A 19,094-nucleotide genomic window follows, 5' to 3' on the forward strand; every position below is an offset into this window, starting at 1 on the left:
TCAAAGGAACACTGATGAGTTTGATGACCCTGGCCTACCTGATCGGCGGCCTTGTGCTGCTGGTCGTTGGCGCTGAAGCGCTGGTACGTGGCGCCTCCAAACTGGCTGCACGCTTCGGCGTTTCGCCACTGATCATCGGCTTGACCGTGGTTGCGTTCGGCACCAGCGCACCGGAAACGGCGGTGAGCATCCAAGCCTCTCTGAATGGCAACGGGGATATCGCCGTCGGCAATGTGCTCGGCAGCAACATCGCCAACATCCTGCTCATTCTCGGCCTGTCGGCCCTGATAGCGCCGTTGGTGGTGTCTCGCCAATTGGTACGCCTCGACGTACCGGTAATGATCGGTGCAGGTCTGCTGACTTTCGCACTGGCGTGGAATGGCCGCATCAGCCAGATAGACGGCCTGATCCTGCTCGCGCTGCTGCTGGTCTATACGGGCTTTCTTGTGATCGCAAGCAAGCGAGAAGCGCGCCTGCAGTCCGATGAGTTCCGTGATGAATACGGCGCAGACCGTAGCGCCAAGCCGCTCGGGTGGATTCTCCAGTTGACGTTGGTGCTGCTCGGCCTCAGTTTGCTGATTCTGGGCTCCAACCTGCTCATCGAGGGCGCGGTGGCCCTGGCTCGGACGCTGGGATTGTCGGAGCTGGTCATTGGCCTGACCGTCATCGCCGTCGGAACATCCATGCCCGAACTCGCCACCTCGCTGCTGGCGGTCTACCGCGGTGAGCGGGACATCGCTGTGGGCAATATCGTCGGCAGTTGCATCTTCAACCTGTTGCTGGTGCTGGGCGCCGGAGCTGCGATTTCGCCCGAAGGCCTTTCCATTTCGCCAAATGCCTTAGCGTTCGACCTGCCCGTGATGCTTGCCGTGTCCGCAGCCTGCCTGCCGATCTTCTTTTCCGGGTACCGCATCAATCGGTGGGAAGGCACCATGTTCTTTGGTTATTACGTCGCCTATACGCTCTACCTGATCATGTTTTCCACTGGGCTACCGGCGATCAATCTGCTGCGCCATGCAATGACTTGGTACGTATTGCCCTTGACCGCCATCACGCTTTTGGTGATCTTCCTGCGCGCCTGGAAACGCCAGCGCTAAGCATTATCCCTCCCCCTTCTGGAGCCTTATTTTCGTGTCCGCAATGACCTTTGTTTATCTGATAGCCGGTCTGGTACTTCTCGTAGCCGGGGCCGAGGTGTTGGTGCGGGGCGCTGCCAAACTGGCCGCTCAGTTCGGTATCCCACCGCTGATCATCGGTCTCACCGTGGTCGCCTTTGGCACCAGCGCACCGGAAACCGCAGTTAGCGTGCAGGCTGCTCTCAACGGCAGCGGCGACATCGCCATCGGCAACGTGCTCGGCAGCAACATCGCCAACGTTCTGCTGATTCTCGGCGTGACGTCGCTGGTCGCACCGCTGATCGTTTCTCGCCAGCTGATTCGACTCGACGTGCCCATCATGATTGGTGCCAGCCTGGTCACCTACGCCCTGGCGTGGGATGGCTCGCTCAGTCGCCTTGACGGTGCATTGCTGTTTTCAGCGGTGATCGCCTACACGCTGTTTCTGATCATCAGCAGCCGTCGTGCCACTGCTGCGGCCACAGCCGACGACGAGTTCGCCAAGGAGTTCGGTCTCGACGAAACACCCAAGCGTTATGCCTCGCTGATTAACGCCGGCCTGGTGGTTGCCGGCCTGGTTCTGCTGGTGACTGGCTCGAATTTTCTGGTGGAAGGTGCCGTGTCCCTCGCTCGCACGCTGGGCCTATCGGAACTGGTTATCGGCCTGACGGTCATCGCCGTCGGCACGTCGCTCCCCGAGCTGGCCACTTCCATCCTCGCTGCCATACGCGGCGAACGGGATATCGCGGTCGGCAACATCGTCGGCAGCAATATCTTCAACCTACTGTGTGTGCTGGGGCTGGCCTCGCTGGTATCCCCGGACGCGATCGGCGTGGCCGCCAACGCATTGGCATTCGACTTCCCGGTCATGATTGCCGTTGCCCTGGCCTGCCTGCCGATCTTCTTCAGCGGTTACACCATCAATCGCTGGGAAGGTCTGCTCTTCCTCGCCTACTACGTGGCCTATACGCTCTATCTGGTGCTGGTCAGCACCGGCCGCCCGTTGGCCGAAGTGTTCGGCGACGCCATGATCGGCTATGTGTTACCGCTGACTGCGGTGACCCTGGTGGTGATTGCCGGACGGGCCTGGAAGGCCCAGCGCGTCTGATGGTCACGCCGGCTGGTTAGATCCAGCCGGCCCAGCCCAAGAGGAACAACCCGACATTGATCGTTAACGCCGCACCGAGTGTGGTGATGACGATGATGGTAGCGGCCAGCTGATGGTTGGAATTAACCGCCCGCGCCATAACGAAGCTGGACGATGCCGTCGGGCAGCCGAAGTAGAGAAACAGGATCCCCAGTTCAGCGCCACGAAAGCCGCATAGCCAGGCGCCTAGCGTCGCCAACGCCGGAAACCAGACCATCTTCATCAGGCTCGAGCTCATCGCGACGCTGCTGCTTTCGCGCAACACCGAAATCGACAGGGTGCCGCCGATGCAGATCAGAGCCAGCGGCAACGTCAGCTGGGCGAAATACTGACCCGATGTCATCAGCCAGTCGGGCAATGCGATTTGCCAGTAGGCGAAAGGGATCGCCGCAGTCACCCCGATAATCAGCGGGTTGCGCAAGATGCTGCGAATGATCGCCCCGGCATCGGCCTGGCCATCCGGGCTATAGATAGCCAGGACCACCGCGGACAGGCTGTTGTACAAGAGGATTACCAAACCAGCCAGCACACCGCCTAGTGACAGCCCGTAGTCGCCGTAGAGGCTGGTCGCCAACGCCAGCCCCACCACTCCGTTATTGCCGCGGAAGGCGCCTTGTACATAGACGCCGCGGTCGGCGACCGGGCAGCGCCAAAGCGCCCAGGCCCAAGCCAGCAGAAATCCTCCCACCGTAGCGGCAACGTAATAGACGAGCAGTGTTGGCTGAAGCGCGGCGCTAAGGTCCGCCTTGATGACCGAAAGGAACAGCAGGGTTGGCATCGTGGCCTTGAACACCAGCGTTGATGCGGTGTGAATGAACGCGCCATCGATCAAGCGCAGACGCATCAATGCGACGCCGATGAACAGCATCACGAATACCGGAGCGGTCACGCTCAGGGTCTGCAGAACCATGGGCAGCATGGCGAGGCTCGAAAAGTAGAGTCAGGACGGGACGATACGGGAATGAACATGCCGGATCGAGCCATGGCCAGCTATCGATCCGGCATTGAACGAGCGCTGCGCCAAGGGAGAAACCATTGGCGCTGGCGTGTATGGCGATCAGCGCCGCACGGGGCGCTTCTGCAGTTTGCGCTGCAGGGTGCGACGGTGCATCCCTAGCGCGCGAGCGGTAGCGGAAATATTGCCGTCGTGCTCGGCAAGCACTCGCTGGATGTGCTCCCACTGCAGGCGATCCACCGACATGGGGTTTTCCGGCACCAGCGTATCCAGATCGGCATGTTTGGAGAGCAATGCCGCCAGCACGTCGTCTGCGTCGGCGGGCTTGCACAGGTAGTTGCATGCCCCACGCTTGATCGCTTCCACGGCAGTGGCGATGCTCGAATACCCGGTCAGGATCAGCACCTTCATTTCCGGATCCAGCTCGAGAAGCTTAGGGAGCAGCACCAGCCCGGAGTCCCCCTCCATTTTCAGGTCCAGCACCGCGTAATCAGGTAGCTCCTGCTTGGCCATCTCCAAGCCTTCTTCCGCCGACCCGGCAATGCTGACGTGCAGACCGCGGCGGCTCATGGCGCGTGCCATGACGCGAGTAAAGGTCGGGTCGTCGTCTACCAGCAGCAGATGAGGCTGTTCTTCGCCTTCGTGCTGCAACTCTTCGGTCATGTTTGCATTCCTCGCGTAATGATCACGTCTGGTCAGGCCCGAACCGAGCCATGCGGCAGACGCAGCTCGGTCAGGGTGCCACCCTCTTCGTGATTGTAAAGCTTCACAGTGCCACCGGCGCGCGTAACGCTCGCCTGACTCAGGAACAGGCCAAGACCAAACCCCTTGCCCTTGGTTGTGATGAACGGCCTGCCGATCTGTTCGGCGATAGCCAGCGGTACACCCGCGCCGTGGTCGCGGATGGTCAATCTGATCCACTGTGCGTCCCAATCCAGACGAATGTCCAGGTTGTCCGGGCTGGCATCGGTGGCGTTGTTCAACAGGTTGAGCAGCGATTGCCCTAGATCCGCCGGGGGCATCAGGCGTGGTGGAGTGCCTTTGCCCAGGCACTGGAAACGATAGGTGGCTTCCGGATGCATCAGATGCCAGCGCTGCAACACCGACTCGACCCATTCACGTACGGTCTGTTCGACGATGGCCTGGCGACGATCGGCTTCAGCCGCACGGACCAGCTGGCGCAGGCTGTCTTTGCACAATTGAACCTGCGATTGCAGCAATGCCAAATCCTCGCTGAGCTCCGCAGGCTCCTTGTAATCCTGACGCAACTCCTTGAGCAGCACACTCATGGTCGCCAATGGCGTGCCCAGCTCATGAGCGGCTCCCGCGGCCTGCGTCGCCACGGCCAACAGCTGCTGATCGCGCATGCTTTCTTCACGACGCTGAGCTTGAAGCTGCTCCTGACGGCGCAGTTGTTCGGCCATGCGCGCCACGAAAAAAGTGATCAGCGCCGCCGCCAGCGCGAAACTCAGCCACATGCCATAGACCAGCAACGTGGTGCGATCGACCGGTGGCACGATGACCGGGTCGTACCACACCAGCATCAAGGTGTATCCAGCAAGCGCGAGTCCAGACAACGCCACCGAATACAGCCACGGCAGCGTTGCCGCCGCAATGGTAAGCGGCACCAGGTAGTAAGAAACGAATGGATTGGTCGAGCCGCCCGAGTAATACAGCAGGGCGCTGTGGATCAACAGATCGGTCGCCAGGTGCCCGGCATATTCAAGCTCCGTCACCGGCCAAGGTCCGCGCAGCCGCAACGCCGTACCCAGACAGATCAGCGCTGAAACACCAAGCGTGACCCCCAGATGAAACCACGGCAGACCGAACAGCTGGGTGGCGTATGCGAGCCCTACCGCACCGGCCTGGGCAGCCAGCACGAGGACGCGGATCAGAGTGAGCAGACGGAGATTCTGGCGGCTGGCAGACAGCAGGTGAACGGATGCGTACATGGGGTCTCCAAAGGAGTCACGAGTATAACCAAGCCGCCCGAAACACAGCCTGTCTGCGGCAACGCGCCGCACGGAAAAACTGCGCACTGGCGAGCAAAGGGCTAAAGTCTTTGCGCCGCACCGTTGGTGCCCTCGAATTCAGGAGTTCCCATGTTCGTTTCCGTTCCGCGCAGCATTGCGCTGTTGGCCTGCATAGCCTGCCTTCCCGCTGTAGCCGACGAGCAACATTACAATCAGATTTCCCTGCGCGCCGAGGCCAGCAGCGAGGTCGCCCAGGACCGCATGCATGTGACGCTGTTCACCGAGTCGCAGCACGAGGACCCGGCACAGCTGGCAGCGCAAACGACTAGGACGATGAACAAGGCACTGCAACGCGCCCGGCAGGCGAAAGAGGTCGAAGTCAGTCAGGGCAGCCGTAGCAGCTACCCCGTCTATGAGGAAAAGGGTCAGCAGATCACCGCTTGGCGTGAACGCGCCGAACTGCGCCTGGAAAGTGGAGACTTCGCCGCGCTCTCCAAGCTCACCGGAGAGCTGATGCAAGACCTGAAGATGGGCAGCATGTATTTCAGCGTGTCTGACTCGATCCGCCAACAGAACGAAGACGCCTTGCTCAAAGATGCGGTAACCGCCTTCCGCGCCCGCGCGCAGCTGGCGACCGAGGCGCTGGGCGGCAACGACTACAAGATCGTCAGCCTCAACCTCACTAGCGCCGGCAATTTTCAGCCCGAGATGATGCGCAGCGTGTCGATGAAGAGCATGGACGCCATGCCTACGCCGGATGTAGAAGCCGGCACCCGGCAGATCAGTATCAATGCCGATGGTGTGATCGAAGTGCAGATGCCCTGAAGCCATGCCACGCGGCCCACAATGGGCCGCGTCTTTAACCAGACATTACGGCTCGCAACAAGCGTCGGGGATGGTCACCAGACCACGTTGATAAAACGTTAGAACCAGCTTGATATCAGACACAAAAACGCCGCGAACTTCGCGGCGTTTTGCATGGCGATGACGCTTAGATGTAGTAAGCCTTGAGCGGCGGGAATCCGTTGAATTCTACGGCGCTGTAGCTGGTGGTGTAAGCACCGGTGGACAGCCAGTACATGCGATCGCCGATGGCCAGGTTCAGTGGCAGGCCGTACTTGTAGTTCTCGTACATGATGTCGGCGCTGTCGCAAGTCGGGCCGGCGATGACCACTTCTTCCATCTCGCCCTTCTTCTCGGTCCAGATCGGGAACTTAATGGCTTCGCCCATGGTTTCGATCAGGCCGGAGAACATGCCGACGTCGGTGTAGACCCAGCGCTCAACGGCGGTACGCGACTTGCGCGCCACCAGCACCACTTCGCTGACTAGGATGCCGGCGTTGGCAATCAGCGAGCGACCCGGCTCAAGAATGATTTCCGGCAGCTCGTCGCCAAAGTCTTCCTTGAGGAAACGGATGATCTCTTCGGCGTAGGTTTCCAGGCTGTTGGTACGAGTGATGTAGTTGGCCGGGAAGCCGCCACCCATGTTGATCATCTTCAGCTCGATGCCGTCTTCTTCTTTCAGACGCTCGAAGATCACCTTGACCTTGGCAATCGCGGCGTCCCACACGGAAATGTCGCGCTGCTGCGAACCGACGTGGAAGGAAATGCCATAGGGTTCCAGCTTCAGCTGACGGGCGAGGATCAACAGATCCATCGCCATGTCGGTCTGGCAGCCGAACTTGCGCGACAAGGGCCAATCGGCGGTGGTGGAGCCTTCAGTCAGGATGCGTACATAGACTTTCGAACCCGGTGCGGCCTTGGCGATGTTGCGCAGGTCGGCTTCCGAGTCGGTGGCGAACATGCGCACACCCTTTTCATAGAAGTAGCGAATGTCCTTGGCTTTCTTGATGGTGTTGCCGTAGCTGATGCGCTCAGGGCCGACACCGCGGGACATCACCTTGTCCAGCTCATAGATAGAAGCGATGTCGAAGCTCGAGCCCTTGTCGCGTAGCAGATCGATGATTTCGACCGCAGGGTTAGCCTTCACCGCGTAGTAGACCTTGGCGAAATCGAAACCGGCGCGCAGATCGTCGTACGCCTTGTCGATGGTTTCGGTATCGATGACCACGAACGGCGTTTCGTGCTGGTCAGCGAAGGCCTTCATCTTCTGGAAGGTGGATCGGGAATAGTAATCTTCGATCTTGATCGACATGCATGGCTCCAAATCGGGAAACGTAAAGTCGGATTGGGGACTAGCTTCTGCGCGGCTTCACTGCGAAGCGGACAGACCTAACAAGAACGCCTGATCAGTTTCCCCACTTTGGTTCGCCTACTTCCCAAGGCATGTCGCCGAGTATCACGGCCGGGTCATCGCAACGGGGCGGTGACCTGGTGAATCCTGATCTCTCGTCGTCAGTACTTGAGCCGGATGGATCGTTGCCAGCATGGACGTTCGGGCGCGAACTTTAGAACCACAGCTGGTTGAGATCAATGAAAAATCCGCACTCAGCTCCTTTTTTATCCGCTCGGCAAACCTACCGTATTCAAACCGACAGATACGCAGCGGGGATGTTCCGTTCGTCTCGTCCCGTCGCGACTAACCGCGCCACGGCCGCGGCAGTCCTCAGGCGCCCTTTGCGCTATAATCGCCGGCTTTTTCCGACACGCTTTCTATACCGGGACCGCCATGACCTCTCAGGCCGCCGAAGTCGCGAAGCGCCGCACCTTCGCCATCATTTCCCACCCCGACGCGGGCAAGACCACCATCACCGAGAAGCTGCTGCTGATGGGCAAGGCCATTGCCGTGGCCGGTACCGTGAAGTCGCGCAAATCCGACCGTCACGCGACCTCCGACTGGATGGAAATGGAAAAGCAGCGCGGCATCTCCATCACCACCTCGGTGATGCAGTTCCCCTACCGCGAGCACATGATCAACCTGCTCGACACCCCCGGCCACGAAGACTTCTCGGAAGACACCTACCGCACCCTGACCGCCGTGGACTCGGCACTGATGGTCCTCGACGGTGGTAAAGGCGTCGAGCCGCGCACCATCGCGCTGATGGACGTCTGCCGCCTACGCGACACACCCATCGTCAGCTTCATCAACAAGCTCGACCGCGACATCCGCGACCCCATCGAACTGCTCGACGAGATCGAAGCGGTGCTGAAGATTAAGGCAGCCCCCATCACCTGGCCGATCGGCTGCTACCGCGACTTCAAGGGTGTGTATCACCTGGCCGATGACTACATCATCGTCTACACCCCCGGCCACGGCCACGAGCGCACCGACGTCAAGATCATCCAGAACCTGGATTCGGACGAAGCGCGCCAGCACATCGGCGACGAGTACGACCGTTTCGTCGAACAGCTCGAGCTGGTCCAGGGTGCCTGCCACGAGTTCGACCAGGACGAATTCATCAAAGGCCAGCTGACCCCGGTATTCTTCGGTACCGCACTGGGCAACTTTGGTGTGGACCACGTGCTCGATGCGGTCGTCGACTGGGCCCCGCGCCCTCTTCCGCGCACCGCCAACGAGCGCGTGGTCGAGCCGGTTGAAGAGAAATTCACCGGCTTCGTCTTCAAGATCCAGGCGAACATGGACCCCAAGCACCGCGACCGCATCGCCTTCATGCGCATCTGTTCGGGCAAGTACGAAAAAGGCATGAAGCTGCGCCACGCGCGCATCGGCAAGGACATCCGCATCGCCGACGCCCTGACCTTCTTCTCTAGCGAGCGCGAGCAACTGGAAGAAGCCTGGGCCGGCGACATCATCGGCCTGCACAACCACGGCACCATCCAGATCGGCGACACCTTCACCGAAGGCGAAAACCTGGGCTTTACCGGTATTCCGCACTTCGCACCGGAACTGTTCCGCCGCGTCCGTCTGAAGGACCCGCTGAAATCCAAGCAGCTGCGCCAGGGCTTGCAGGAGCTGGCCGAGGAAGGCGCCACCCAGGTGTTCTTCCCGGAGCGCAACAACGACATCATCCTTGGCGCGGTGGGCGTGCTGCAGTTCGACGTCGTCGCCAGCCGCCTGAAAGAGGAATACAAGGTCGAGTGCGCGTATGAGGCGATCAACGTCTGGTCGGCCCGCTGGATCGAATGCGACAACGAGAAGAAGTTGAAGGAATTCAGCGACAAGGCCTACGAAAACCTCGCCCTCGACGGCGGCGGTCATCTGACTTACCTGGCGCCGACGCGGGTCAACCTGAGCCTGATGGAAGAACGCTGGCCGGATGTGAAGTTCAGGGCGACGCGAGAGCATCACTAAGGGGAACGTTTCGCCGGGGCGGCTTCGGCCAGGATCATGAGCGCTTCGGTATCCCCATGATCGCCAGCAAGCTGGCTCCTACAGGATGTGACCACGCTGGCTTTTCGTAGGAGCCAGCTTGCTGGCGATCCGGGCCACCTGAACGCACGACTGAATAGCTGGATCCACATGGAGGTGGATGTGCAGAGCCAGTACAACCACCGCGGCCATGCGTTGCGTCGCGGCAGACATTCCGAGCTAGGTCAGGTTTACCTGGTAACCGCAGTTACAGAGCGACGCAAAACCGTCTTCACCGACCCGCTGCTAGCCCGAGTGCTGGTGAGCGAAATGCGCCACCTCCATGACGAACGCCACGTCGAATCATTAGCCTGGGTCGTCATGCCGGATCATGTTCACTGGCTGATCGAACTGGGTTCGGCGCCGTTGCCAAAAGTGGTCCAGCGTTTCAAGTCCCGCAGCGCAATAGCCATCAACCGCATTACAGGCGAAACAGGCACACGGATCTGGCAGCGGGGGTTTCACGATCGTGCGCTGCGCCAAGATGAAGATCTGATCGACGCTGCGCGGTACGTCGTCGCCAACCCGTTGCGAGCAGGCCTGGTTGAGCGTATCGGCGACTATCCGTGGTGGGATGCGGTTTGGTTGTAAGGCTCAGCGCGGGGGTGGCTGATCGCCAGCAAGCTGGCTCCTACGAAAAGCCCAGGCGTCGCGCCTCACTCTGTAGGAGCCAGCTTGCTGGCGATCCCGACGTCTCGTACAAGCAAGCCGTCGGAAGCATCACGGTAATGTCGCGGCCCTTCTTACCTGCGACTCAAATCAATCCCAATCACCAGCGGATCGTGGTCAGACGCCCGGTATGGCCCGGCGCTGTAAAGCATCGAGTGCTGGCGTGGCGTCTTGAACTCGAGGTTGTAGTCCAGCACCCGCGGTTCATCGGCGTTGATGTGCCATTCGGTTGCGCCGCGCACCTGCGGGGTCAGGCTGGTGCTGGCCAGGCCGTGATCGAGGTAGCCGGACTCGCCGGAGAACACGTAGGAATAGGCGTCTCCGCCGCCGAAGGTGGCCAGCAGATCGGTGTAACCGGATGCCCTGATCACATTGATCGGATCCTCCTTCGCATAGGCGTTGAGGTCGCCGATGATCAGCCGGTCCGGATCGTAGGAGCGCGTAGGATCACGGCCCAGCCAGGCGACCAGCGCCTGGGCGGCTTTGACACGGGTCAGGTTGCAGTTGCCCTGGCTGTCACCCATGTCCTTGTCACCCAGGTCGTCGCAGCTGGAGCCCTTGGATTTGAGGTGATTGACCGCCACCGTCAAACGCTCACCCGTACGGCGTTCACGGAAGGTCTGTGCGAGCACCGGGCGATTGCGGGTGTCGTTGAAACGCGGGTCGACCGAACCATCCAGCACCGCGGCATCCTTGTGCGGGCTGACCATGTCCTGGCGGTAGATCAGGCCGACGGCAATTGCGTCGGTGCCGAGCCGTTCGCGTTTCGGATCGATGAACGCGTAGCGGTCCCCGCTCCGTGACGCCGCATTGAGGCCGGCCACCAGATCGACGATGGCGCTGTGCTCGCCATATCCGTCATTCTCGATTTCCATCAGCCCGATGATGTGGGCATCGGCACCCAGAATCGCCGCAATGATCTTGTCGCGCTGGCGGTTGAACTCTTCACGGGTATCCGCGCCCCGCGAGGTGGGGAACCCAGCGCCACGACCGTCGCCGTTGAAGTAATTGAGTACGTTGAAGCTCGCCACGCGCAAGCGACCCTCGATGGGCTTTGGCGCCTCCGGCCTGGGGTTTGCCGCAACGAAGCTCGGAGCTTGGGTCGGCTGGACGCGATAGCTTCCGGCCAGGTAATGCAGCACACCCTGCACGTCAGTGACTTCATAGCCCACACGCAGCGTGCGGTAGGCGTCGAGTTCCGGTGAGGGATAGCGGATCGGGTCGGGGTTCTGACCGCTGCGACCGTCATCCAGAACGATCCGGTTGAGGTCGTTCTGTGCCTGTAGCTGTCGCGCCGGCTCGCCGGGCGATACCTTGTTGGTGGGTATCCACAAGCGCCCGCCAGATGAAAGCACCAGCTCGCCGTAACGTCCCAGGTTGTAGACCTCGCTGACCGTAAGCGGCTGGGCGAAGCGCACCTGCATGCCCTCGTAACGCTCCAGTGCATCGGGCGCCGACAGCGGCAGGCTGATCTGCACCATGCTTGGCAGGGGCTGCGCGCGGGCCAGAACACTGACCTGAGGCGCGGTCAGCTCGGTGAGGCCGTTGTATTCAGCGACCATCGCGCGTACCTGAACGCGGTCGCCCACCTTTACATCGACACCGTTGCCGGAGCCGTAGACGAACAGGCCTTCGGAGGTGAGCGGGTTGCCATCGGTCTCGCTGTCCGGCGCCTGGATGAAGAAGCCGCCCAGCTCGCTCTCACCCTGGAAGTCGGCGACCACGACGCCTTCCACCGTGACGCGCTGGTTGATCAGCGGGCTGAGGTCGCCAGCGCCTTGCACTTCGGCAATGGAACGCCGGCCTGCGTCGTCTCCACCCGGTTCACCTTCGCCGTACTGGCCAAGCTGGGCGAAGGTGTTGGCCGCATAGCCCTGCCATTCGGTGGCCGGATCGAAGGCATCATTGGGGTCCTGATCGCCGACCCGGACCGACGTTTTGCGGGTCAGCGTGCGATCAGCCGTCTGCGTCTGCCCGGAGCCCCACTTGCTGCCCGGATCGACGCCGAGCTGGCCGACGCTGTCGAGAATCTCACCGGACGGCCCGCGCAGCACAATCGCATCGTCGCCGTTGTACCAACTGCCGCTACCGCGCTGGTTCGCCGTGGCCTGCAACTCAGGGACGCCGCTCTCGTGCGCCAAGACATGCACGCCACCCGGCGCCACCTCGCCCGCCAGGCTGATGCTCCGGCCGCTGCTGGTCGAGCCATTGAAGTAGAAGTCGACACGGTAGCCGTCGAGGGCAATCGACGTCTCGCCAGCGTTGTAGAACTCCAGCGCTTTGTTATTGCCGCTGCCCTCTACGTACTCGGAAATCAGCAGCTCGGCGGATGCCATGGAGTGCACGCCCATTGCGGCGATTGCCAGCAGGGCGGCGGTGAGCGGGTGCGGCTTGAAGCGGTCGTTGCGGCGCATGGATGTCGCTCCCTGGTATCAGGCGTGTTGGGGTTCGAGGGTTTTGGAAAAGACAGAGGCACCGTCGATATCGCGAAGGGTGACGCTCAGGGCGCCGCTGCGTGAATCGATTTCCACTTCACCGAAGAACTGAAAACCGGCGTAGGGCGATGCGTTGGCATAAGCGGGTGCTTTCTGGAACACCAGCTCGGGGCCAAAGGTGGCATCCAGCGGATTGGGGCCGAAGCTGCCCGCATTGAGGGGCCCGGCAACGAACTCCCAGAACGGATCGAAATCCTGAAATAGCGCGCGGTTTGGATGGTAGTGATGCGCTGCGCAATAGTGAACGTCAGCAGTCAGCCAGACCGTGTTGCGCACGCGGTATTTGCGCAGGTAACCCAGCAGTTCAGCGATTTCCAGCTCGCGCCCGGCTGCCGGCCCGTCCTGTCCGTTGGCGATCGCCTCCCAGCGCGCCCTGCCGGCCGCGTCCTTGCCGTCTGGTACGTGCAAGCCAATGGGCATGTCGGCTGCGATCACCTTCCAGGTGGCGCGTGAGCGGCGCAGTTCGCGCTTAAGCCATGCCAACTGCTGCCGGCCAAGGAAGGTGGTATCCGGCCCTTGCTCGGGTTGCAGATTGTGGGTGTTGGGGCCGCGATAGCTGCGCATGTCCAGCACGAACACGTCCAGCTGCGGGCCGTAGGCGATCTTGCGGTAGACACGGCCCGTCGCGTCGCGGCCGGTGATGCGCATCGGCGCATATTCGAGAAACGCCTGACGACCGCGACGGGCGAGCAGTCCGATGTCCTTGACCTGATAGCGCTCATCCAGCTCCTTGCCAGGCGACCAGTTGTTGGTGACTTCGTGGTCGTCCCACTGCCAGATCTGCGGCACTTCAGCGTTGAACTGACGCAGGTTGTGGTCCAGCAGGTTGTAGCGGTAGTTGCCGCGGAACTCGTCCAGCGTTTCGGCCACTTTGGTCTTGGCCTCGGTGACGATGTTGCGCCAGAGGCGCCCGTCCTCAGCGGTCACTTCAGCCTGGATCACGCCGTCGGCATAGATGGCGTCGCCACTCTGGATGAAGAAGTCAGGATGGCGCTGGCGCATGGCTTCGTAGATGCGCATGCCGCCGAAGTCGGCATTGATGCCCCAGCCCTGGCCGCAGGTATCGCCGCCCCAGACGAAGCGGATATCCCGCGCGCGCCTGGGTGCAGTGCGCAGATGGCCCATCCAGGGTTCGCTGCGGGCATGGTCGCGGGCGTCCTCGAAACTGGCGCGGTAGAAGATCGACTGATCCGACGGCAACCCACGCAGATCGATACGCGCGGTGTAGTCGAGTCGTTCATCGGTGACCGGCGAAACCATCCGCCGAGCGTTGTTAAAGCCACTACTGGTATCCCACTCCACCACCAGCCGCGCCGGGCGATCGCAGCGGCTCCAGATCACGACACGGTCAGCGAGCACGTCACCGGACTGCACGCCATCGGTGATCCAGGGTCGCGCGGTGGGCGCTGCGATGATCGCAGGCGAAACGCCGAGCGCGGGCAGCGCCAGGCCAGCACCGATGCCTTGAACAAGTCGGCGGCGTGTCTGGTCGAGTTCGGGTTTGGTTGATTCGGTCATGGTCGTCCCCTTCAACGGATGCTGGAAGAAGGGTTTAAGCGAGCCGCTTGACAGAACCGTGACGCCCGGACGAACGGTCGTCAATAAATCGGCTTTACTGCAGATCGCCGCCGTTGCGCGACTTTGTGAAAATCGTTAAGAGCAGACGAGTTCAACGATCGAGATGCCGCCCACACTCAGCGCTTCGGCGATCGGTTATGTTCGCGGTATCAAGGCCAGGGGTTACACCATGAAGCGTTTTCTGTTCGTCTTTGCCTTCATCACGTCCTCTGCTCAGGCAGGTGTGCTGATCAACAGCCCGTACTGGGTCGTTGGCCTGAGCTGCTCCAACAATCAGGAGTGCTATGCCGCCAGTAACGGTAGCTATACCGGTTCGTTGAATGGGGCGCGGCGCTTCGACGACCAGGCACAGGCCATGAAGTTTTTGGACAGCCTCACGTCCAGCCTGCGGGACAAATCTCCACGTCTCGAACAGCACACAGAACAGCACTGCGTAGAGCCCAGCCAGAATCGCAACTACACCGGGCGGCCCTGCTGAATGGCCGCTAGTACTGGCTGTTGGTGAGTACGATGGCTTTGCTATTGGATCGCAGCCTGTCCAGCCCATCACCTCCGTACTGCGAGAGGCGATGGGCTGACCATTAGGCCCGATGCCCGACCGGTCTAGTTCGCATCATCTTCCTCAAGCGTCCAGGCGATCACCGAGTCGCCTATCTTCGTGCCGAACGAGCCGTGCCCGCCGGCCACCTGCACCACATACTGCTTACCGGTCTGCTCCGAGACGTAGGTCATCGGTGTGGCTTGGCCGCCCGCCGGTAGCCGCCCTTTCCAAAGTTCCTCTCCGGTCTGCAGGTCATAGGCGCGCAAGTAGTAGTCCAGCGTGCCGCTCATGAAGGCGACGCCACCTGCCGTCACGATCGGACCGCCCAATGCTGGTGTGCCCACCGGGAAAGGAATGCCCAGCGGCGCACTGTCGCGGCTGGTGCCGTTCTTATGCATCCAGACCTTCTTCATGGTGCGCAGGTCCACGGCGGTGACATAGCCCCACGGCGGGCTCTGGCAAGGCAGGCCCAGCACTGATAGCAGTGGCTTCAGACTGACCATGTAGGGCGCACCAAGGTTGGGTTGCAGGCCGGTTTCGCCGCCCCCGGTGCGCTCATTGGGATCGACCTCGCTGCGCTTGTACATCTTCGAGACGAACGCCAGGTAGTTCGGCGCGCCAAACAGCAACTGCCGACTCGGATCGACCGCCACGGACGGCCAGTTGAAGGTACCGACGTTGCCCGGATAGATCAGTGAGCCCTTTTCCGATGGCGGCGTGAAGTCGCCTTCATAGCGCAGCTTGCGGAACTGGATGCGGCACATCATCTGATCCAGCGGCGTGCCGCCCCACATGTCCTTCTCGTACAGCGGCTCCTGCGGCGCGTAGGTTAACGCCGAGACCGGCTGAGTGGGCGCGGTGAAGTCACCGTAATCGGTGCCCTGCGGAACAGGCACCTCGGTCACCGGCACGATGGGCTCACCGGTGCGCCGATCAAGCACATAGAGATCGCCGCGCTTGGTCGCCTGAATGATGGCCGGCACCTTGCCTTCGGGCCGGTCGATATCGACCAGCGTCGGCTGGGAGGGCAGGTCGCGGTCCCAAAGGTCATGGTGAACGGTCTGGAATTCCCAGCGGACTTTGCCGGTCTCCAGGTCCAGCGCAATCAGGGTGTCGGTGAGACGCTCGGCCTGGGCCGAGCGATCGATTGCCCACTGATCAGGGGTCTGGTTGCCGGAGGGGATGTAGACCAGGCCCAGCGCCTCGTCAGCGGTGGCCACAGTCCAGGAGTTCGGCGTGCTGCGCACGTAGGTTTCACCCGGTGGCAACGGTTCCGTGGCATCCGGGTTGCCCGGATCGAAATTCCAGACCAGGCGGCCAGTTTTCACGTCGTAGGCACGAATCACGCCGCCGGGTGAATCCACGGCGCCGTTATCGGTAACCGAACCGCCGATGATCACCAGCTTTTCGGTCACCACCGGCGGCGAGGTGGGCAAGTAGACCCCGAGCGCCCCTTCACCCAGGCGCAGCTTCAGGTCCACGACACCGGCGTTGCCGAAGTCTTCGCAGGGCTTGCCGTCTTCCACATCGAGTGCGATCAGCGTGGCATCGTTGGTCGGCAGGAACAGGCGACGTTCGCAACGCGCCGCCGATTGATCCGGCTGGCCGCTGGTCGAACCCGGCGAGGGATAGCGAGTGCCGTCGTGAAACGCCAGGCCGCGGCACGTCATGTGCTGGTAGTACTCGGCATCGCGGTTGATGCTCGGGTCAAAGCGCCAACGCTCTTCGCCGGTATCGGCGTCCAGGGCGATGGCGATGCTGTGGGGGGTACAGATGAACAGGCTGTTGCCGACCTTGAGCGGGGTGACCTCGTAGGTGAACTCGCCGGGATCGTTTGGCCCCGGCAGATCACCCGTGTGGTATTCCCAGGCTTTCGTCAGCGTGCCCACGTTCTCGGGCGTGATCAGATCTGCGGTCGAATACCGGTCGCCCTGCTCTGATCCGCCGTAAGACGGCCACTCGCTGTTGGAGCGACCGGCCTGCCCTTGCGGATCGAGCCCCTGCATCTGCACGTCGCTGAACTGGCCGTCGATCGAGTGGTAGTCCTGGGTCAACGAGTATCCCGCCATCAACGCACCGGCCAGCAGGCCGAGCCCGAGCAAGCCACTGGCACCGTCGCGCCAGACCAGACGGTCGCTCACGTAGCGATTGACGAAGGGCAGGATCAGCCAGAGGCCGAGGATGCACCAGAGGTCGATCCGAGGCGCCAGCTGCCACCAGTCGAAGCGCACCTCATAGAGGGTCCACGCCAGGGTCGCCAGCAACAGCGCTGCATACAGCCAGATCGCCGCACGGCGACGGGCAAACAGCAGGCCGGCCACCACCAGAAGACCGATGCCGGCCAGCAGGTAGTACCAGGAGCCGCCGAGCACAGCCAGGTACGCACCGCCGCCCGCCATCAGCACACCCAGCACCAGCACCACCACGACGGTCAGGGTGATACGCAAGGGCCGAGGCCCATAATCGATACTCATGCAACACACTCCAAGCGGGACGTATTTATAAACAGGGAAAGCAAAAAGCCGGCGAAACTTCCTGTGACAAAGTTTCGTCCGGCTCTCAGTGGATACGGTGCGAAGGGCTTTAGTTCAGCGCTTGCAGCGTTGAACCTCAGGCCGCAGCGCCAACGGCAAGCGGCTGCGCCTCGGGCCGCTTGATCACCGCGTAAACCACCCCGGTCACCAGGCTGCCGGCCAGGATCGCCAGCAGATAAAGCAATGCGTGATTGATGGCGTTGGGAATCAGCAGTACGAACAGCCCGCCATGCGGCGCCAGAAGCTTCGCGCCGAAGGCCATGGACAGCGCACCGGTCAGCGCACCGCCGGCGATACTCGCCGGAATCACTCTCAGCGGGTCCTTGGCGGCGAAGGGAATCGCGCCTTCAGAGATGAAGCAGCAACCCAGCACCAGCGCCGCCTTGCCGGCTTCACGCTCGGTCTGTGCGAACTTGCGCCGTGCGATCAACGTGGCGATGCCCATGCCGATGGGCGGCACCATGCCCGCTGCCATGGTCGCCGCCATCGGCGCGTAGCTCTGCGATGCCAGCAAACCCACCGAAAAGGCATACGCCGCCTTGTTCACCGGCCCGCCCAGGTCGACGCACATCATGGTGCCCAGCAACAGCCCGAGCAGGATGGCGTTGGAGGTGCCCATGGTGTCGAGGAATTCGGTGAGCCCGGCGAGCATCTTCGCTACTGGCGTGCCGACGACGTAGATCATCACCAGTCCCGTCACCAGACTCGCCAGCAGCGGAATGATCAAGATCGGCTTGAGCGATTCGATACTGGCCGGCAAGGGAATCCAGCGGCTGACCGCCTTGGCTGCATAACCGGCCACGAAGCCGGCAATGATGCCGCCGATAAAGCCCGCACCCAGGGTCCCCGCCAGCAGGCCACCAATCATCCCCGGCGCTAGACCCGGACGGTCGGCGATGGAATAGGCGATGTAACCCGCGAGCAGCGGCACCATCAACTGGAAAGCCGTTTCGCCGCCGATCTTCATCAAGGCGGCAGCCAGCGTTCCCTCCTCCTTGAAGGCCTCGATGCCGAATACGAACGACAGCGCGATCAGCAAACCACCGGCCACCACCATCGGCAGCATGTAGGAGACGCCGGTGAGCAGGTGCTTGTAGACGCCAGTCTTCTCACCTTTCTGCTCACCACTTGCGCTCGTGGCGGCCACACCACCGCTGAGTACCGCACCCTCTTCAAGCGCGCGATCAAGGGTGGCGTCGGGTTGTTTAAGGGCCACACCGGTGCCGCAGCGAAACACCCGCTTGCCAGCGAACCTAGCCACATCCACCTCGATGTCCGCAGCCAGCAGCACCACATCGGCCTCTTCGATGGCCTGTGCTTCGAGCACGTTGCGCGCACCCACCGAACCGCGGGTTTCCACCTGTAGGTCGTAACCCTTGCGGATGGCGGCTTGTTGCAAGGCTTCGGCGGCCATGAAGGTATGCGCTACCCCGGTCGGGCAGGCGGTAATGGCCACCAGCTTGGGCTTGCCGTTGGTCGGGGTAGCCTCGGCGTCATCTGCCTCTTGTAACTCGCTCGCCGTTTCGGCAGCGCTGCGCAGGAAGGCCTCGGGGTCGAGCAGCGCTTCGGACGGCGTCGATTGCGCCACGCGTTTGCCGACGAAGCGTTGCAGCGACAGCGGCCCCGTTTTCACAACAACGACGAGATCCGCATTGGCTATCTGCGCGGGCGTCAGCGGTGAGCCGATGGCCTTGGGATCGTGGACTTCGACGGCCGTCGACCAACCCATACGATGGGCAGCCGCTTCGAGCAGGCGTGACGTCAGCACGCTGGTGACCATTCCGTTGGGGCAGGCCGTGACGATGAGAAGATTCATT

Annotated in this window: 14 protein-coding genes; 6 read left to right on the top strand and 8 right to left on the bottom strand. The window is 61.9% G+C overall.

Annotation, left to right across the window (positions count from 1 at the left end; genetic code table 11):
* Positions 1-14: 14 nt before the first annotated feature.
* Both C1896_17870 and C1896_17875 read left to right on the top strand, forming a co-directional pair.
* Positions 15-1,097, top strand: coding sequence for a sodium:calcium antiporter (locus tag C1896_17870; GenBank protein AZZ46616.1), 1,083 nt, complete (start codon positions 15-17; stop codon positions 1,095-1,097).
* 34 nt (positions 1,098-1,131) lie between these two features.
* A complete protein-coding gene (locus tag C1896_17875) occupies positions 1,132-2,223 on the top strand; it encodes a sodium:calcium antiporter (protein AZZ46617.1) in 1,092 nt (363 codons plus the stop codon).
* Positions 2,224-2,239: 16 nt separating this feature from the next.
* On the opposite strand, the gene C1896_17880 is transcribed toward C1896_17875, so the two are convergent.
* The 3 genes from C1896_17880 to C1896_17890 form a co-directional block, all read right to left on the bottom strand.
* Entirely contained in the window at positions 2,240-3,181 is a 942-nt protein-coding gene (locus C1896_17880) for an AEC family transporter (protein ID AZZ46618.1), read from the bottom strand.
* 138 nt (positions 3,182-3,319) lie between these two features.
* On the bottom strand, positions 3,320-3,880 hold the full coding sequence (locus C1896_17885; GenBank protein ID AZZ46619.1) for a DNA-binding response regulator: 561 nt from the start codon (positions 3,878-3,880) through the stop codon (positions 3,320-3,322).
* 32 nt (positions 3,881-3,912) lie between these two features.
* Positions 3,913-5,169, bottom strand: coding sequence for a sensor histidine kinase (locus C1896_17890; protein ID AZZ46620.1), 1,257 nt, complete (start codon positions 5,167-5,169; stop codon positions 3,913-3,915).
* 150 nt (positions 5,170-5,319) lie between these two features.
* Here C1896_17890 and C1896_17895 point away from each other — a divergent pair, with 150 nt between their 5' ends.
* Entirely contained in the window at positions 5,320-6,015 is a 696-nt protein-coding gene (locus C1896_17895; protein AZZ46621.1) for a DUF541 domain-containing protein, read from the top strand.
* 166 nt (positions 6,016-6,181) lie between these two features.
* Here C1896_17895 and C1896_17900 read toward each other — a convergent pair whose 3' ends face one another.
* The gene (locus tag C1896_17900) at positions 6,182-7,345 is read right to left on the bottom strand and encodes a type III PLP-dependent enzyme (GenBank protein ID AZZ46622.1); all 1,164 of its coding nucleotides are present in this window, start codon (positions 7,343-7,345) and stop codon (positions 6,182-6,184) included.
* Positions 7,346-7,819: 474 nt separating this feature from the next.
* Between C1896_17900 and C1896_17905 the strand changes: the two genes are divergently transcribed.
* Together C1896_17905 and C1896_17910 are read left to right on the top strand one after the other, a co-directional pair.
* Entirely contained in the window at positions 7,820-9,403 is a 1,584-nt protein-coding gene (locus C1896_17905) for a peptide chain release factor 3 (GenBank protein ID AZZ46623.1), read from the top strand.
* Positions 9,404-9,571: 168 nt separating this feature from the next.
* Entirely contained in the window at positions 9,572-10,051 is a 480-nt protein-coding gene (locus tag C1896_17910) for a transposase (GenBank protein ID AZZ46624.1), read from the top strand.
* A 152-nt stretch (positions 10,052-10,203) separates the two neighbouring features.
* Here C1896_17910 and C1896_17915 read toward each other — a convergent pair whose 3' ends face one another.
* Both C1896_17915 and C1896_17920 read right to left on the bottom strand, forming a co-directional pair.
* A complete protein-coding gene (locus tag C1896_17915; GenBank protein ID AZZ46625.1) occupies positions 10,204-12,543 on the bottom strand; it encodes a DNA degradation protein EddB in 2,340 nt (779 codons plus the stop codon).
* An 18-nt stretch (positions 12,544-12,561) separates the two neighbouring features.
* Complete coding sequence (locus C1896_17920) at positions 12,562-14,142, bottom strand: alkaline phosphatase (GenBank protein AZZ46626.1); 1,581 nt, start codon at positions 14,140-14,142, stop codon at positions 12,562-12,564.
* Between the two features lie 229 nt (positions 14,143-14,371).
* Here C1896_17920 and C1896_17925 point away from each other — a divergent pair, with 229 nt between their 5' ends.
* On the top strand, positions 14,372-14,680 hold the full coding sequence (locus C1896_17925) for a hypothetical protein (GenBank protein ID AZZ47723.1): 309 nt from the start codon (positions 14,372-14,374) through the stop codon (positions 14,678-14,680).
* A 125-nt stretch (positions 14,681-14,805) separates the two neighbouring features.
* Here the strand turns inward: C1896_17925 and C1896_17930 are convergent, their stop codons facing one another.
* Together C1896_17930 and C1896_17935 are read right to left on the bottom strand one after the other, a co-directional pair.
* Complete coding sequence (locus C1896_17930; GenBank protein ID AZZ46627.1) at positions 14,806-17,217, bottom strand: membrane-bound PQQ-dependent dehydrogenase, glucose/quinate/shikimate family; 2,412 nt, start codon at positions 17,215-17,217, stop codon at positions 14,806-14,808.
* Between the two features lie 136 nt (positions 17,218-17,353).
* On the bottom strand, positions 17,354-19,093 hold the full coding sequence (locus C1896_17935) for a PTS system fructose-like transporter subunit IIB (GenBank protein ID AZZ46628.1): 1,740 nt from the start codon (positions 19,091-19,093) through the stop codon (positions 17,354-17,356).
* Between the last annotated feature and the right edge of the window lies 1 nt (position 19,094).

This window comes from Pseudomonadaceae bacterium SI-3 (genome assembly GCA_004010935.1).
Lineage (GTDB): Bacteria > Pseudomonadota > Gammaproteobacteria > Pseudomonadales > Pseudomonadaceae > Stutzerimonas.

Excerpts from the sequence above, each read along its gene's own strand:
- C1896_17870 (AZZ46616.1), top strand. The coding sequence starts at position 15 with ATGAGTTTGATGACCCTGGCCTACCTGATCGGCGGCCTTGTGCTGCTG.
- C1896_17880 (AZZ46618.1), bottom strand. The coding sequence starts at position 3,181 with ATGCTGCCCATGGTTCTGCAGACCCTGAGCGTGACCGCTCCGGTATTC.
- C1896_17885 (AZZ46619.1), bottom strand. The coding sequence starts at position 3,880 with ATGACCGAAGAGTTGCAGCACGAAGGCGAAGAACAGCCTCATCTGCTG.
- C1896_17890 (AZZ46620.1), bottom strand. The coding sequence starts at position 5,169 with ATGTACGCATCCGTTCACCTGCTGTCTGCCAGCCGCCAGAATCTCCGT.
- C1896_17895 (AZZ46621.1), top strand. The coding sequence starts at position 5,320 with ATGTTCGTTTCCGTTCCGCGCAGCATTGCGCTGTTGGCCTGCATAGCC.
- C1896_17900 (AZZ46622.1), bottom strand. The coding sequence starts at position 7,345 with ATGTCGATCAAGATCGAAGATTACTATTCCCGATCCACCTTCCAGAAG.
- C1896_17905 (AZZ46623.1), top strand. The coding sequence starts at position 7,820 with ATGACCTCTCAGGCCGCCGAAGTCGCGAAGCGCCGCACCTTCGCCATC.
- C1896_17910 (AZZ46624.1), top strand. The coding sequence starts at position 9,572 with ATGGAGGTGGATGTGCAGAGCCAGTACAACCACCGCGGCCATGCGTTG.
- C1896_17915 (AZZ46625.1), bottom strand. The coding sequence starts at position 12,543 with ATGCGCCGCAACGACCGCTTCAAGCCGCACCCGCTCACCGCCGCCCTG.
- C1896_17920 (AZZ46626.1), bottom strand. The coding sequence starts at position 14,142 with ATGACCGAATCAACCAAACCCGAACTCGACCAGACACGCCGCCGACTT.
- C1896_17925 (AZZ47723.1), top strand. The coding sequence starts at position 14,372 with ATGAAGCGTTTTCTGTTCGTCTTTGCCTTCATCACGTCCTCTGCTCAG.
- C1896_17930 (AZZ46627.1), bottom strand. The coding sequence starts at position 17,217 with ATGAGTATCGATTATGGGCCTCGGCCCTTGCGTATCACCCTGACCGTC.
- C1896_17935 (AZZ46628.1), bottom strand. The coding sequence starts at position 19,093 with ATGAATCTTCTCATCGTCACGGCCTGCCCCAACGGAATGGTCACCAGC.